This is a genomic window from Streptomyces cyaneochromogenes, assembly GCF_003963535.1.
Taxonomy (GTDB): Bacteria; Actinomycetota; Actinomycetes; order Streptomycetales; family Streptomycetaceae; genus Streptomyces; species Streptomyces shaanxiensis.
The window spans coordinates 3,648,633-3,663,291 of sequence record NZ_CP034539.1 but is presented as its reverse complement, the minus strand read 5'-3'; the positions used below and the strand labels follow the sequence as shown (position 1 = coordinate 3,663,291).

The 14,659-nt window shown below is 71.3% G+C and carries 14 protein-coding genes and 1 tRNA gene; 9 read left to right on the top strand and 6 right to left on the bottom strand.

What is annotated here, in order from left to right; all coding sequences use genetic code 11:
- The first annotated feature begins 39 nt into the window (after window positions 1-39).
- From EJ357_RS16330 to EJ357_RS16320, 3 genes are all read left to right on the top strand, one after another.
- Window positions 40-537 (top strand): tyrosinase family oxidase copper chaperone, encoded by a 498-nt coding sequence (locus tag EJ357_RS16330; protein WP_126392327.1) that lies wholly within the window; start codon window positions 40-42, stop codon window positions 535-537.
- Window positions 521-1,381, top strand: a complete 861-nt coding sequence (locus EJ357_RS16325; RefSeq protein ID WP_126392326.1) for a tyrosinase family protein — start codon at window positions 521-523, stop codon at window positions 1,379-1,381. The genes EJ357_RS16330 and EJ357_RS16325 overlap by 17 nt, the downstream gene beginning before the upstream one ends.
- A 72-nt stretch (window positions 1,382-1,453) precedes the next feature.
- A complete protein-coding gene (locus tag EJ357_RS16320) occupies window positions 1,454-2,047 on the top strand; it encodes a DUF2087 domain-containing protein (protein ID WP_126392325.1) in 594 nt (197 codons plus the stop codon).
- Between the two features lie 9 nt (window positions 2,048-2,056).
- On the opposite strand, the gene EJ357_RS16315 is transcribed toward EJ357_RS16320, so the two are convergent.
- Together EJ357_RS16315 and EJ357_RS16310 are read right to left on the bottom strand one after the other, a co-directional pair.
- On the bottom strand, window positions 2,057-3,016 hold the full coding sequence (locus tag EJ357_RS16315; RefSeq protein ID WP_126392324.1) for a D-2-hydroxyacid dehydrogenase family protein: 960 nt from the start codon (window positions 3,014-3,016) through the stop codon (window positions 2,057-2,059).
- Window positions 3,017-3,115: 99 nt separating this feature from the next.
- A complete protein-coding gene (locus tag EJ357_RS16310; RefSeq protein WP_126392323.1) occupies window positions 3,116-3,787 on the bottom strand; it encodes a ScbR family autoregulator-binding transcription factor in 672 nt (223 codons plus the stop codon).
- A 287-nt stretch (window positions 3,788-4,074) separates the two neighbouring features.
- Here EJ357_RS16310 and EJ357_RS16305 point away from each other — a divergent pair, with 287 nt between their 5' ends.
- The 3 genes from EJ357_RS16305 (at window position 4,075) to EJ357_RS16295 (ending at window position 6,882) form a co-directional block, all read left to right on the top strand.
- Complete coding sequence (locus tag EJ357_RS16305; protein ID WP_267132859.1) at window positions 4,075-5,010, top strand: ScbA/BarX family gamma-butyrolactone biosynthesis protein; 936 nt, start codon at window positions 4,075-4,077, stop codon at window positions 5,008-5,010.
- A gap of 42 nt (window positions 5,011-5,052) precedes the next feature.
- Complete coding sequence (locus EJ357_RS16300) at window positions 5,053-6,012, top strand: NAD-dependent epimerase/dehydratase family protein (RefSeq protein ID WP_126392321.1); 960 nt, start codon at window positions 5,053-5,055, stop codon at window positions 6,010-6,012.
- A gap of 81 nt (window positions 6,013-6,093) precedes the next feature.
- A complete protein-coding gene (locus tag EJ357_RS16295) occupies window positions 6,094-6,882 on the top strand; it encodes an SDR family oxidoreductase (RefSeq protein ID WP_228473073.1) in 789 nt (262 codons plus the stop codon).
- 52 nt (window positions 6,883-6,934) lie between these two features.
- Here the strand turns inward: EJ357_RS16295 and EJ357_RS16290 are convergent, their stop codons facing one another.
- Window positions 6,935-7,594, bottom strand: a complete 660-nt coding sequence (locus EJ357_RS16290; RefSeq protein ID WP_126392320.1) for a TetR/AcrR family transcriptional regulator — start codon at window positions 7,592-7,594, stop codon at window positions 6,935-6,937.
- A gap of 114 nt (window positions 7,595-7,708) precedes the next feature.
- Between EJ357_RS16290 and EJ357_RS16285 the strand changes: the two genes are divergently transcribed.
- Window positions 7,709-8,314, top strand: coding sequence for an NADPH-dependent FMN reductase (locus EJ357_RS16285; protein ID WP_126392319.1), 606 nt, complete (start codon window positions 7,709-7,711; stop codon window positions 8,312-8,314).
- On the opposite strand, the gene EJ357_RS48305 is transcribed toward EJ357_RS16285, so the two are convergent.
- The 3 genes from EJ357_RS48305 to EJ357_RS16275 all read right to left on the bottom strand — a co-directional run bounded on the left by EJ357_RS48305 (window position 8,296) and on the right by EJ357_RS16275 (window position 10,458).
- Window positions 8,296-8,454 (bottom strand): hypothetical protein, encoded by a 159-nt coding sequence (locus EJ357_RS48305; RefSeq protein WP_175647413.1) that lies wholly within the window; start codon window positions 8,452-8,454, stop codon window positions 8,296-8,298. The two genes, EJ357_RS16285 and EJ357_RS48305, sit on opposite strands and share 19 nt — an antisense overlap.
- Before the next feature lie 99 nt (window positions 8,455-8,553).
- Window positions 8,554-9,756 (bottom strand): glycosyltransferase family 87 protein, encoded by a 1,203-nt coding sequence (locus EJ357_RS16280; protein ID WP_175647412.1) that lies wholly within the window; start codon window positions 9,754-9,756, stop codon window positions 8,554-8,556.
- A gap of 629 nt (window positions 9,757-10,385) precedes the next feature.
- Window positions 10,386-10,458 (bottom strand) — tRNA-Arg (locus EJ357_RS16275).
- 321 nt (window positions 10,459-10,779) lie between these two features.
- Between EJ357_RS16275 and EJ357_RS16270 the strand changes: the two genes are divergently transcribed.
- Together EJ357_RS16270 and EJ357_RS16265 are read left to right on the top strand one after the other, a co-directional pair.
- Complete coding sequence (locus tag EJ357_RS16270) at window positions 10,780-12,387, top strand: dynamin family protein (RefSeq protein WP_126392317.1); 1,608 nt, start codon at window positions 10,780-10,782, stop codon at window positions 12,385-12,387.
- A 3-nt stretch (window positions 12,388-12,390) separates the two neighbouring features.
- Window positions 12,391-14,646: a YfjP family GTPase gene (locus EJ357_RS16265; RefSeq protein ID WP_126392316.1), complete on the top strand. Its 2,256-nt coding sequence runs from the start codon at window positions 12,391-12,393 to the stop codon at window positions 14,644-14,646.
- The last annotated feature ends 13 nt before the right edge of the window (window positions 14,647-14,659 follow it).

The window sequence follows — 14,659 nt, the reverse complement described above, 5'->3', positions numbered from 1 at the left end:
TTACTCGTACGAACAGCCGAACCGTGCGAGGAGTGAGCGATGGCCGTCAGTGCAGACGGAGTGTCGGTGGGTGCGGTGCAGGGGGAGGGCACCCGGGGGAGCGCTGAGCCGCGGAGGCGGACACGGCGGGAGGTGGCGCGGCTGCTGCTCGGCTCCGGCGCCGTGGCGCTCACCCCGGTGCTCGCCGCCTCCCGGCCCGTGGAGTCCGCGAACCGGCAGCGGCCCACCGACATCCCCTTCGACGAGACCTACCGCGGCCGCCGGATCCAGGGCGCCCCGCTGCCCTTCCAGGGACTCAGCGCCCTCGGCGCCGACTGGCGCGTCACGGTGGACGGCAATCCGCTGCACCTGATGCGCCGGGCCGACGGCACCTGGCTGAGCATGCTCGACCACTACAGCTGGTACCGGACCCCGCTGGAGGCGACCCGCGCGGCCGTCGACGAACTCGGGCCCCGTCGGCGGCTGCGCGACCTGGCCCCCGGGCCGTTCGGCGGCGAGCACCTGCACGGGGAGGGCCGGCATGGTGTACGTGCGTAAGAACGTGAGCAGGCTGACGGCCGGTGAGAGGCGGCGGTTCGTCGGGGCGCTGCTCGAGGTCAAACGGCGCGGCGAGTACGACGAGTTCGTACGCCTGCACATCAGGCACTTCCGCGGCGACGGCGAGCGAGGCCTGCGGGCCGCCCATATGACGCCCTCCTTCCTGCCCTGGCACCGCATGCTCGTGCTGGAGCTGGAGAACGCCCTGCGCCGCGTCGACGACTCGGTGACGGTGCCGTACTGGGACTGGACCAGGAACCGTTCGGCGACCTCGGTGCCGTGGACCGACGATCTGCTCGGCGGGAACGGACGGCGCGGGGACCGGCAGGTGATGACCGGGCCGTTCGCCTACCGCAACGGCCGGTGGCCCATCAGGGCGGGCGTCACCGACGACCGTTTCCTCACCCGGGACCTGGGCCGCGCCCGCAATCCGATCAACCTGCCCACCAAGGCCGATCTGGACCGGGCGCTGAAGGACCCCGTCTACGACGTCTCCCCGTGGGACTCCACGGTCACCAAGGGCTTCCGCAACAAGATGGAGGGGTGGGGCCCCGACACCAACCCGTGGCTCAACCACAACCGGGTGCACCGCTGGGTGGGGGGCGCCATGCTCGGCGGCGGGTCCGTCAACGATCCCGTCTTCTGGCTGGTCCACGCCTTCGTGGACCTGCAGTGGCAGCGCTGGCAGCAGCGCCACCGCAACCACCGCTACCTGCCGGCGCGGCCACCGGGCGGCAGCCGCGGCCAGGACGGCCGGATCGTCGCCCGGCACGAGCGGCTGCCCCCGTGGGATCTGACTCCGGACGACCTGGAGGACGTGTCCGAGATCTACCGCTACGCCTGAGGCCCGTCCCGCACGCCCCGCCCCACCCGAAAACCGCTCGGCTCGGCGCCCGCCCTCCATTAGCCTCCGGGCATGGGAACCGATCCGACGGAGCAACTGGTCCGACTCTTCGCCGAGGAGAGCCGCGTACGCGCCTTCGCCGCCGTGGCGCTGGGCGCGGGGAGCGGTGAGGAGGTCGCCCGGGTGGCGGGGCTGTCCCCGAAGGAGACGGCCGTGGCGCTGCGGCGGCTGCGGGAGCAGGGCGTGGTGACGGCCGGGGACGACGGGGAACTGGGCGTCGCCTACGGGCTGTTCAAGGAGTACGCCCGGGAGGCCGCGCAGCGCGAGAGCCGGTCCGACGCCGCCGGCGGCCCGGACTCCGGGGACGAGCGGGCCGACGTGATCCTGCGGACCTTCGTCCGGGACGGGCACCGGCTGGTCCGGCTGCCCGCGCGGTGGACCCGTAAGAAGCTGGTGCTCAGGTACATCGCCGAGCAGAGCTTCGAGCCGGGCGTGGAGTATCCGGAGCGGACCGTCGACGACAAGCTGCGCGCCTGGTGCGAGGACAGCGACGACATCGACCATGTGACGCTCCGGCGCTATCTGGTGGACCTGCACCATCTGCGCCGGAGCGAGGGCGTCTACCGGCGTCCGACGGACCTCGAGGACGACGCCGACGCCGCCTGAGCACCGCCCTCAGGGCAGCCGTCGTACCGGTGAACCCGCCAGGTATGCCTGGATGTTCTCGACCGCCTGGCCGTAGTACGTCGCGTAGTTGGCCTGCGAGACATAGCCCAGGTGAGGTGTGGCGAGGAGGCGAGGGGCCGTGCGCATCGGGTGGTCGGCGGGGAGGGGCTCGATGTCGAAGACGTCCACGCCGGCGCCCGCGACACGGCCCTCGTGCAGGGCGGTGAGCAGGGCGTCCTGGTCGACGATCGCCGCGCGCGAGGTGTTGACCAGGTAGGCGGTCGGCTTGAGCAGGGCGAGTTCGGGCGCACCGAGCAGGCCCCGGGTGCGGTCGCTCAGGGCGAGGTGGACGGAGACGAAGTCGCTCTCGGCGAGCAACTCCTCCTTGGTTGCGGCCAGATGGACGCCCACCTCGTCGGCGTACTCCTTGGTCAGGTTCTGGCTCCACGCGCTGACGTGCATGCCGAAGGCGAGGCCGACCTGGGCCACCCGGCTGCCGATCTTGCCCAGGCCGAGCAGTCCGAGGCGCCGGCCGTGAAGGTCGGCGCCGACCGTGAGCTGCCAAGGGCCGCCCGAGCGCAGGTTCGTGCTCTCCTCGACGATGCCGCGGGCGAGGCCGAGCAGCAGGGCCCAGGTGAGCTCGACGGGCGGGGCCGAGGAGCTGGCCGTACCGCACACGGTGACGCCGTGCGCCTCGGCGGCGGCGTAGTCGATGACCGAGTTGCGCATGCCGGAGGCGATCAGCAGCTTCAGCCGGGGGAGACGGGCGAACAGGGAGGCGGGGAAGGGGACGCGTTCCCGCAGGGTGACGACGATGTCGATGTCGGTCAGAGCCGCTGCGAGGACGTCCTCGTCGGGGAAGTGGGTGGTGAAGGGGACGACCTCCACGTCGTCCCCGAGCGGCGACCAGTCGGCGACCTCGGTCGCCACGTTCTGGAAGTCGTCGAGCACAGCACAGCGCAGCCGCACGGTGGTTCCTTTCCATGGCCAAGTGATCCGACTGTACGGAAGCGGCCCCGGAATCCGACGCAGAACAGGACGACCGGTTTGTTTCTGCCTGTGAGTCCGCTAACTGCGCGTCACGGTCGTCGCGGCCTCAGGAGAGCTCTCCCGGTACTCCTGGAACACCCGCTCACCCCGTTCCGGGGAGAGGTCGAGGGCGGCCAGCATCGCGGGCGTGGAGATGCTCGGCAGGACGTGGCGGAGCAGCACGGAGACGCGGTGGCCCAGGTCGGCGCGGTTGCAGGAGGCCTGCGACATCGCCTGGACGCCGGAGAAGGCACCGGTGAGGAGCTCGGCGGTGTCGGTCACGTCGATGTGCGGCAGGAGTTCGCCCTGGCCCCGCGCCTCGGTCAGGATCTGCTCCAGCTGGTCGCTCCAGGCGCGGAAGGCGGAGTTGCGGTCCAGCTCGCGTGCGCCCTGGTCGAGGGCGAGGGAGACGCCTGCCTGCACCAGCGGATCGTGCTGCAACCGGTAGGCCATGACCATGCCGTGGTCGACGAGCTTCTGCAGCTTGCTCGACCTCTCGGGAAGCCGGTCTATCGGCATCTGGGCTTCCAGTACGCCGAGTGCGACCTCCTCCTTGGAGGAGAAGTGGAAGTACAGGGCGCCCCTGGTGACCCCGGCGCGGTTCAGGATCTGCTCCACGGTGGCGGAGGCGTAACCGCGCTCGCCGAACACCCGGGCGGCCGCCTCCAGGATCGACCGGCGGGTCCTGATCGCTCGGTCCTGCCGGGCCATGAAACCCCCACCATGTGTGCCCACGACATCACGACGCGTGTTGAAAAGAAAACCGGATCGCACGTACCTTACCCGCCCCGGCCGGAGCGCCCCGCTCTGGCGAATGCTCGGAGGAAGCCATGGACCGGGTGCAGTCCCCTGACGCAACAGCCTTGTGCCATACGGACTTACGGCATACGGACTCATGCCATTCGGACCGATGCCACACGGACCGATGCCACACGGGCCAATGCCATTCGGGCCAATGCCATTCGGGCCAATGCCATACGTGCTCCTGGCACACGGAGATCAGCGGCGAGCACGTGCACCGGACGGATCCGCGGGACGCCTTCCCCACCGGATGGCGCCGCCTGGACGACACCCGGTTTCAGGTGAGGGCCCGGTGGCCGGTGCGGCACCGGTTCTTCACCGCGCGATCCGGACGCCTCCAGGACCCGTTGCTGATACCGGAGATACTGCGGCAGAGCACGATGCTGCTGGCCCACGCCGAGTTCGGGGTGCCCCGCGACGCCCGGTTCGTGATGCGGCGCGTGCGGTACGCGACATCGCCGGCCAGGCTCGCGCTCGACGGCTCGGCCGAGGACGTCGTCGCCTCCATCACCTGCGGCGATGTGCGACGCCGGGGCCGGCGTGCGACGGGCATGCGCAGCAGCATGGTGCTGCGCCGCGCGGGCCGGGTCGTCGCCACAGCCGACGGGCGCGTCGACTGCGTGTCGGAGCGGGCCTACCGCCGGTTGCGCGGGGAACGGTTGTCCGTCACCGGCCGCCCGGTGCCGCTTCTGCCCGGGGTGCCGCCCGAGGAGGTCGGCAGGACCGACACCGCGGCCGTCGTACTGGCGCCGTCCCCACGGCCCGGTTCCTGGCGGCTCAGGGTCGACACCTCGCAACCCACGCTGTTCCGGCGGCCGAACGACCATGTGCCGGGCATCGTGCTGCTGGAGGCCGCCCGCCAGGCCGCGACGGCCTTCTCGCGCCACCGGGGTCCCGTGGTCGCCACCGGCATGGACATGGTCTTCTCGCGGTACGCCGAACTGGACAGGCCCTGCTGGATCGAGGCCGGCGCCATGGCCGCGGGCGACCCCCACCGGACCAGGGTGCGGGTGCGGGGCCTGCAGGACACCGGCGAAGTCTTCCGCTGTACGGTGACGGTCGCGGCGTCGGCGCCCTGTGTGCCGGCCCTTGCCCCCGACGGCCCCAACGACGGGTCCGTCAGCGACCGTTGAGCGCGGCGCTGCGGATCGCAGGCCGAGAGGGAGGACCCCACCGTGTCACCACGCATCCTCGTCACCGGAGGCAGCGGCTTCATCGGGGGCCATGTCGTCGCATCCCTGGGGGAGTTGAGGAATGGCGGCACGACGTCGCCGGTCCGGCTCCTGCTGCGCGAGACGGCGAGCCTGTCAGCGGGCCGTGGCCCCACGGACGACGCACTCGCGGCGGACGTGGTACGGGCGGACCTCGCCGACCCGGCATCCCTGCGCGGTGTCTGCGCCGGCGTCGACGTCGTCCTGCACTGCGCCTCCTACATCGGCGACGACGAGCGGCGCGCCGAGACCGTCAACGACCACGGCACCCGCGCCCTCGTCGAGGAGGCGACCCGCGCCCGCGTGGCCCGCGTCGTCTACGTCAGTACGGCCGCCGTGTACGGCAGGGGCCCCTTCACCGGCGCTCCCGTGGGTGGGTTGCCGTACGCGCCGGCCTCGCCGACCAGCCGCTCCCGGGCCGCCGCCGAGCGGCATGTGCTGGACGCGGGCGGGGTCGTACTGCGTCCGCACCTCGTGCTCGGGGCCGGTGACCGATGGGTGGTGCCGGGGATGGTGGGCCTGTTGGCGCTGCTGTCGGCGGGCCTGAAGGAGGGCATCGCCCGCCACTCCGTCGTCGACGTACGGGCGTTGGGGCGCGCGGTCGTCGCCGCCGGGCTGTCGGACCGGGCACTGGCCGGCGCACATCACGTCAGCCACCCTGAGCCGGTGGACGGTTCGGTACTGCTGGACACGGTGGCCGAGCGGCTCGGCCTGCGGCTGCCGGGCCCGCCCCTGGCCGTCGAGGAGGCCCGGACGCGGCTCGCCGGACAGCCGCGCGCGCTGCACCACCTCGGCATGCTCGCCGTGGACCACTGGTTCGCTGACGGCGGTTTCTGGGCCGGCGTCGGCGTCGATCCCGGGGCCGGATTCGGGCAGATCATGTCCCGACACTCCGTGTGGTACCGGGAGTTCCTGAAGCGCTGACGGGCTCGCTCTCCTTCCGAACATCGTCTTCCGCTCCGTCCCTTCTCTTCTCGCACAGGGACTTCTGCACACGGGGTCATCGTGGAAACCAAACGCGCACTGACAGGCAAGATCGCCCTTGTCACCGGGGCAGGCCGGGGCATAGGCAGAGGCATCGCCGAGCGACTCGCCCGTGACGGTGCGCTGGTCGGAGTTCACTACGGCCACAGTGAGGCCGCCGCGCTGGAAGTCGTCGCGGGGATACGCGAGGACGGCGGCCTGGCCTTCCCGGTCGGGGCGGAGCTCGGGGTGCCGGGCGACGCCGATGCCGTCTTCGCGGCCTTCGACGCGGGGGTGCTGGAGCAGACGCGGGGGGCGGTCGACACCGGGGGCTCGCTGGACATCCTGGTGAACAGCGCGGGCGTGAGCGGTTCGGGGCCGATCGCGGAGTCGGTTCCCGACGTCTTCGACCGGATGATCGCCGTCAACGCCAAGGCGCCGTTCTTCCTCGTGCAGCAGGCGCTGCGGCGGATGCGGGACGGCGGGCGCGTCATCAACATCTCCTCGCTCGCCACACGGCGCGCCTTTCCCGACTCCGTGGCGTACGCCATGTCCAAGGGCGCGCTGGACACGATGACCCTGTGCCTGGCGAAGGAGCTCGGCGGTCGCGGCATCACCGTCAACACGATCGGGCCGGGGTTCATCGAGACGGACATGAACGCCCGGCGCAGGAAGACCCCCCAGGCGCGGGCCGCCCTCGCCGCGAGGTCCGTCTTCGACCGGATCGGCAGGCCCTCCGACGTGGCGGACGTGGCGGCGTTCCTGGCGTCGGACGACTCCCGCTGGATCACCGGGCAGTATCTCGATGTCAGTGGGGGCACGGATCTGTGACGGTGGGCACCGCGCGTCCTGTGACGGCGGTTGAGGGCCCCGGCCGGCCGGTTCACCCCCGAGGCAGATAGCCGTACAGAAAGGCGTGGACGCCGGTCGCCGCGATCTCGTGGATCTCGTCGTCGGAGAGCGCGTCCACGCCCGCCCGGCCCCGGCCCCAGGTGTTGGAGATCAGCACCACGAAGTGCTGGGCGGCCAGTTCGGAGTCCTGCACGTGCAGCAGCCCGCGCTCGGCCAGCCGGGCCAGCCTGGCGGCGAGGGTGCGCTGCACGCGCAGGGGGCCCGCCTTCTGCCAGGCGTCGTGGAGGTCGCCGGGGAAGTTCTCGCCCTCGGCGTTGATCCGGGCGGTGATCGCGAAGTGGTCGGTGAACTCCGGGCGCGGCCGCACCCAGTCCTTGGCCAGGCCCACCAGGTCGTCCTCCAGGCCGGCGGCGCTCGACGTGCTGCCGAGGTGGCGCTCGATCATGGCCTCGTGGGCGGCGGCCACCTGCTCCGAGCTGTCGATCAGCACCGTGGCGAAGAGCTGTTCCTTGTTCTCGAAGTGGTTGTAGATCGTGCGCGTCGACACACAGGCCTCGGAGGCGATCACGTCGATGCTCGCGCCCTGGTAGCCGACCCTCCCGAAGACCTTCCGGGAGGCCTCCAGGATGGCTCGCCGCTTCTCCGGGAACCCCTTGCGTGGCCGGTTCTGCCCGCTGTCCGCCCTGGTCATCGTGGTACCTCCTCGTGGATTACAACGACCACTTTACTCGTTGCAATGCACGTTGTACTTTCCCTTCGGCACCTCTTTGTTCCCTTGACGAACCTGACGAAGGAGTAACCCCGCATGTCCACGGACACCTTGAAGCTCGCCGTCATCCTCGGAAGCGTCCGCGAGGGGCGTTTCGGTGAGGTCGTGACCACCTGGTTCGCCGGACTGGCCAAGGAGCACGGCGCCTTCGACGTCGAGGTCGTCGACCTCGCCGGCACGCAGTTGCCGCTCGCCCTGCCGGAGACTCCGCCCGCCATGGCGGCCGACGAGATACGCCCGGCCGCGATGCTCCCGCTCTCCGCGAAGCTGGCCGCGGCCGACGCGTTCGTCGTGGTGACCCCCGAGTACAACCACAGCTTCCCGGCCTCGCTGAAGGCGCTCGTCGACTGGCACTTCACCGAGTGGCAGGCCAAGCCGGTCGGCTTCGTCTCCTACGGCGCCCAGAGCGGCGGCCTGCGCGCCGTCGAGCAGTTGCGCCAGGTCTTCGCCGAGATGCACGCCGTCACCATCCGCGACGGGGTCGCCTTCCCGTTCTACTGGGAGGCGTTCGGCGAGGACGGCACGCCGCGGGACACCGAGGGCACGAACGGCGCGGTCAAGGTGATGCTCGACGAACTCGCGTGGTGGGGCACGGCACTGCACGAGGCCCGCGCCAAGTCCCCCTACAACCCGCAGGCCTGACGCGCTGAGGGCTGAGGGGCGGGGGGTGCGCGTGCCGCGATGAACGTCCAGCCACCGTCGGCGGGCAACTCCCGGGCGGTGTCGCTGTACCAGCCGTCCGCGTCGTCGATCCAGGCCGCCATGTGTGCTGAGCCGGCCATTGATCGGGATCTCGTAGACGATCCGGCAGGTGTCGACGGCACGCGTGATGGCGGTCAGGTCAGGTACCTGAGTTCCCTCACCGTGCCGCGTCACAGTTCTCAGCCCGGGAAGCTGCGATCAACCGGTCGGAGCGCGGTCGCGCGCCACAGCCGTAGCCCGGACAGCACTGCTGCCGCGACCAGTAGCAGGTTGCGGGCGTACAGGTTGGCGATGGCCAAAGGGGCGCCGTCGTCGCGGAGTTCGCGGTAGAGCAGTGGGAAGTCCAGGGTCGTGAGCACGCAGGCCGCTAGCAGGAGGCAGGCGACAGGGCGCTGGGTGGTGTCGGGGCGCAGCAGGCAGACGGCGGCCAGTCCGATCAGCCACACCATGTACTGCGGGCTGATCACGCGGCTTGTGACGACGAAGAGGAGGGTGGCTGTCAGGGCCGCGTCGGGCAGGGCGTGGGAATGGCCGAGGTCCGAGCGTCGGCGCCAGTACAAAAGCCAGCCAAAGGCCAGGACGGTCAGTGCCTGCATGATGAGGCTGACGCCCTCGACGCACGGTCCGACGAACTCGTGCGAGCCGTCCTTGGCCGCCCAGGTTCCGCTCCAGCCGAGATGGCGGGCGAGATGAAAGGGCAAGGCTCCGACGGACTCGATCTGGATGCCGCGGGACCTCTGGCCGGAGAGGAAGGAGAACGCGTTCGGCATGGTCAACACGAAGGAAGCGGTGACCGCCAGCGTGGTGAGCGCCGCGGCAACCCAGACTCTTCGAGTGCGGCGGCCCTTGCGAGTGCCGATGAGGAGCAGTACCGGCCACATCTTGACCATCGAGCCCAGCGCGACAAGCACGCCGAATACCCGGTCGGACCAAGCACGTTGGTTGGACGCCACCACGAGCGCGGCCATGGCCAGCCCGGTGACGAGCAGATCGAAACGATTCCAGGGCATGGTGCTGAGCACTGCCAGCCCCACGGTCCAAAACCAGGCACCGGCGAGACCGCGTCCGGCCACTCGTGCCACACAGAGCAGCATGACGAAGATGAGGATGTCGCAGAGAGCGGTCAGCGCGATGAAGGCGCGTCCGTAGTCGAGACCCGGGACCAACGCGGGGGCAAGGACGGGCAGAGCCGCACCGGGCGGGTACTGCCAGGTGACGTCGTGCAGAGGGAAGGACCCGTTGCCCAGAACCTCGTACCAGCCGCGGTACACCTTGTCGACGGACGGGTCGATGCGGCCATGGCCCGTGAACGGGTTGACCCCCGCCGCCGTGGGGACAAGCCACAGGCGCGTCAGGCACCAGAGCATGATGACGGCCGACAACCCACCCCGGGGATGCCCAGGTGTGGCCGACGGCCGGTCGAGGACAGGTGTGGAGACCGAGGCTGCGGAAGCAGGCCGGTGAGGCATCGCGGTTCTTTCGGTAGCTGCGCGGGGTCGACAGCAGGGAAGCGCAGATCCCTCGGACTACCCGACCATGTCTGATTGAGCCTGACGATACCGCCGCGGAACTGATGGTCAGTCAATGCCATGGAATCTGCCGGCTCGTACTGCTACTTCTTCTTGCCCGGGGCCTTGTCGGGGATCCAGGTAACCTGCGTCTCCCTGCTCGGGGCCCGTGGGACCATGCGCCTACTGATCGTTGTCGGTCATCCTTGGCCACTGATCCGTAGCTCTACGGAGATCGATCAACGAGGGCAATGGAGACCGCCCGCGCCCTGAAGGGGCGGCTCGAAGCTGCCGGGGATCTTCCCGAGCGGCCGTCCACCGGCTGACGCCGAGGCACGGAACTTCGACACTTAGTCGACACAGCCACCCGCGAGTACCCGGTGGCAGTCCGACAGCCCGGAGTCTGCCCTTGATCGCGAAGAGGGCGTCCGGGGCTTCGCCGTGGTACCTGATATGCGCGCTGACCAGCAAAAACGCCCTCCCGAAGGAGGGCGGAGACTGGGCGCCCCCGGCAGGACTCGAACCTGCGGCCAAGCGCTTAGAAGGCGCCTGCTCTATCCACTGAGCTACGGGGGCCGGTCGTGGTGGGCTCGGTCCTGGCGCCCGGGTGTGGGTCGGTCCGTGACGTTGCCGGGGACAAGGATAGGGCTCCCGCATCCGTGTCCCTGCTGCTTCGCCTCCGTGGCTCGATGTGGAGGTTCGGTGAAGCGGTCCTGATAATCGCAGGCAGGTACGAATCGTGCACCGCTTTTGGCCTCTTGCGCACCGGGTGTTGTGCACTCGTTATGCCTGGACTGTGCCTGTGTCTCAGTCGTCCCTTCCGTCCCTTATGTTCCGTCGGCGCGCAGACATGCTCATATGCTTCAGAATTCCCCTAAAATTGGGCATTCTTCGCATGTGGTGACCTTGGACGTACGGCCTCAGCTGCTCGACGCAATCTCCGCGCTGCGCGACTGTGTCGCCGCCGCACGCTTCCCGCTGCCCCTGGCGGGGGCCCCACGCGCGCGTGCCAACCGCGACGAACTGCTCGCGCAGCTCGACGACTATGTGGTGCCCCGCCTCAGAGCACCCGAAGCCCCCTTGCTGGCCGTGGTGGGCGGATCCACCGGCGCCGGCAAGTCGACGCTCGTCAACTCCATCGTGGGCAAACGCGTGACCGAGGCGGGCGTACTGCGGCCGACGACCCGGACGCCGGTGCTGGTCTGCCATCCGGAGGACCATCACTGGTTCAGCGGGATGCGCGTACTGCCCGACCTCACGCGCGTGTGGGTCCCCGATCACGATCCGGCCGAGGAGCTGATGCTGCCCGGCGAGGATCCCGCGCGCGTGCTGCGGCTGGAGACCGCCGACACGCTGCCGCCCGGGGTCGCCCTCCTCGACGCGCCCGACATCGACTCCCTGCTCGCCGACAACCGCGCCCTCGCCGCCGAACTCATCTGCGCGGCCGACATCTGGGTGATGGTCACGACGGCCGCCCGGTACGCCGACGCCGTCCCCTGGCACCTGCTGCGCACCGCCAAGGAGTACGACGCCACCCTCGTGACCGTCCTGGACCGGGTTCCCCACCAGGTCGTCTCCGAGGTGTCGCGGCAGTACGGGGCGCTGCTGACCAAGGCCGGCCTCGGCGACGTACCCCGCTTCACCGTGCCCGAACTGCCCGAGTCGGCCTGGGGCGGCGGGCTGCTCCCGGCCACGGCGGTGGCGCAGTTGCGCAGCTGGCTCGTCCATCACGCCAACGACCCGGCGGCACGCGAGCACGCCCTGGCCCGCACGGCCCAGGGGTTCCTGGACTCCCTCAAGGTCCGCATGCCCGAACTCGCCGGCGCCGCCGCCGCCCAGTACGCGGCCGCGCTGCGGCTCACCGCAGCCGTCGACTCGGCGTACGACAGCGAGTACGCGCGCGTGCGGAGCCGGTTGCAGTCCGGCGCCGTGCTCGCCGGTGACGCGCTGAAGCGCTGGCGGGCCTTTCCGCTCGACTGCTCCGCCGGAGAGCTCCTCGACTCGCTGGTGGAGAGCCTGAGCACCCTCCTGCTGTGCGCCGTCACCGCCGCCGACGAACGCGTCGACGACGTCTGGCGGCACGAACCGGCCGCCGAGGCTCCCGAGCTGACGAACCGTGACCCGGGTCCGACGAGCGTCGAACACCGCATCGGCATGTCCGTACGGCGATGGCGGCGCGAGCTCGAGGAGTACGCCGAGGACGAGGTGAACGACATCGACCGCGGCGTCGTCCAGGACCCCGAGGTCGTCGCCGCCCTCGTCGCCACCGCGGTGCTCGGGGCCCGCCGGGCCCGGTCCGCGGGGGAGGGGCTCGCCGAGCGGATCGGGGCGCACGGGGCGCTGCGGCTGCGTGACCGGGCCGGTCGGCTGCTCACCGAGCACCTGGACCGGGTCATGCACAACGAACGCGAGCGCAGGCTCGCCCCGCTCGACGCCCTGGAAATCCATCCGGACCCCCAGGCCGAACTCATCGCCGCGCTGTCCGTACTGCAGAAGAAGAGGTGACCGGTGACTGCCGTCACTGACCAGAACCAAACGGAACAGGACCAGACGGACCACGTCGAACAGACGGAACAGGTCGATCTCCCGGAGGACAGCGCCACCACGGACGACAACGACAATGACGCCGAGCGCGAGAGCAGTGCCCCCGAGGAGGCCGCTTCCGAGGACGGCCTGCCCGTGAACGGTGACCGCACGGAGGGTGACCGCACCGCGGAGGCGGGGCCCGGCGAGGGCGAGGGCTCCGCCGCGGTCCAGGAGGCGGAGTCCGGCGCGAGTGAGAGCTCCGCGGCCGCCGAGGAGCCGGAGAGGCGCAAGCTCTGGAGGAAGCGCGGGAAGCGGGAGGAGCAGCCGAGCGGCGGCCACGCGCGCGTGCAGGACGTCGGCGCTCACGCGCGCGTGAGCGCCGGTGCCACCGGCTCGGGCAAGGACTCTGCGTCCCGTAATGAGTCCTCCCCCCGTAAGGAGTCCTCCCCCCGCCCCGAGCCCTCCTCCCGCCCCGAGCCCTCCTCCCGCCCCGAGCCCTCCTCCCGCGCGGAGGCCCCCTCCGGCACGGATTCCTCGACCCCCTGGGACGACGGGCTCATCGCTCGGCGGGTGAATGAGAACGCCCCCGTGGAGCAGCCCGTCGCCGCGGAGACGCGGGCCTCCGGGCGGCCGCTCGTGATGCCGCTCGCCTACGACGGGGCGCTGCGGGCCCGGCTCGACGCGTTGCGCGAACTCGTCGGGCTCTCGCGTGCCCGGCTCGACAACAAGACGCTCGCCGAGGCGGGCCGGGTGCTCGACGAGGCGGCGGCGCGACGCAGGCTCTCCGGGCAGCACACCGTCGTCGCCATCGCCGGCGCCACGGGCAGCGGCAAGTCGCAGCTGTTCAACGCGCTCGCCGGAGTGACCATCTCGGAGACGGGCGTACGCAGGCCGACGACCGCCTCGCCCCTGGTGTGCAGCTGGAGCGACGGCGCGGTCGGCCTCATCGACCGGCTCGGCATCCCGCCGCGGCTGCGGCGGCGCCCGGCACAGAGCGCGGCCGCGGACGGGCAGCTGCGCGGGCTCGTCCTGGTCGACCTGCCCGACCACGACTCGGCGGCCGTACAGCACCGCGAGCAGGTCGATCGCGTCCTGGCGCTGGTCGACGCGGTGATCTGGGTCGTCGACCCCGAGAAGTACGCCGACGCGGTGCTGCACGAGCGCTATCTGCGGCCCATGGCGGGACACGCCGAGATCATGTTCGTCGTCCTCAACCAGACCGACCGGCTGCCCGGCGAGGCCACCGACCAGGTCCTCGACGACCTGCGCCGGCTGCTCGACGAGGACGGCATCGCGCTGGGCGAGCACGGCGAACCGGGCGCGACGGTGCTCGCGCTGTCCGCGCTCACCGGGGACGGTGTCGGTGATCTGCGGGAGGCGCTCGGCCAGTTCGTGGCGGGACGCGGGGCCGCGGCACGGCGGATCTCGGCCGATGTGGAGGCAGCGGGGTGGCGGCTGCGGCCCGTGTACGCCGCGCGCCGGCGGACCGGGCTCAGCGAGGAGGCACGGGACGAGTTCTCCGCCCGGCTCGCGGACGCGATCGGCGCGACCGCGGCGGGCGAGGCGGCCGAGCGGGCCTGGCTGCGCAACGCCAACCGCGCGTGCGGGACGCCGTGGCTGCGGCTGTGGCGCTGGTACCAGGACCGGGGCGAACCCCCGACGGGACGCCTCTCCCTGCGCATGCAGACGGACGAGGAGGCCACCGCGCGCCAGCGCGTCGAACAGGCGGTGCGGACGGTCGCCGACCAGGCGTCGGACGGGCTGCCCGGGCCCTGGGCGCAGGCGGTGCGCGAGGCGGCCGTACGAGGGGCCCAGGGGCTGCCCGAGGCGCTGGACGACCTGGCCGCGCGGGCCGGACTGCCGCCGGGCCGGCCGCCGAGGCCGGGCTGGTGGCCGGCCGCCGTACTGGTCCAGGCGGCCATGACGATCCTTCAGATCGTCGGCGGGCTGTGGCTGGTGGCGCAGATCGTCGGGGTCATGGCGCCGAACCTGGGCGTGCCGGTGCTGCTGATGATGGCCGGCATCGTGGGCGGACCGCTCGTCGAGTGGGGCTGCCGGATCGCGGCACGCGGGCCGGCGAGGCGGTACGGCCTGGAGGCTGAACGGCGGTTGCGGGAGGCCGCGGCCGGGTGCGGGCGGGCCCGGGTGCTGGATCCGGTGGCCGCCGAGTTGCTGCGTTATCGGGAGGTTCGGGAGCAGTACGGGCGGGTGATGGGGGTCGGGGGAGCGGTGAAGTGAGCTGGAGTCCGGG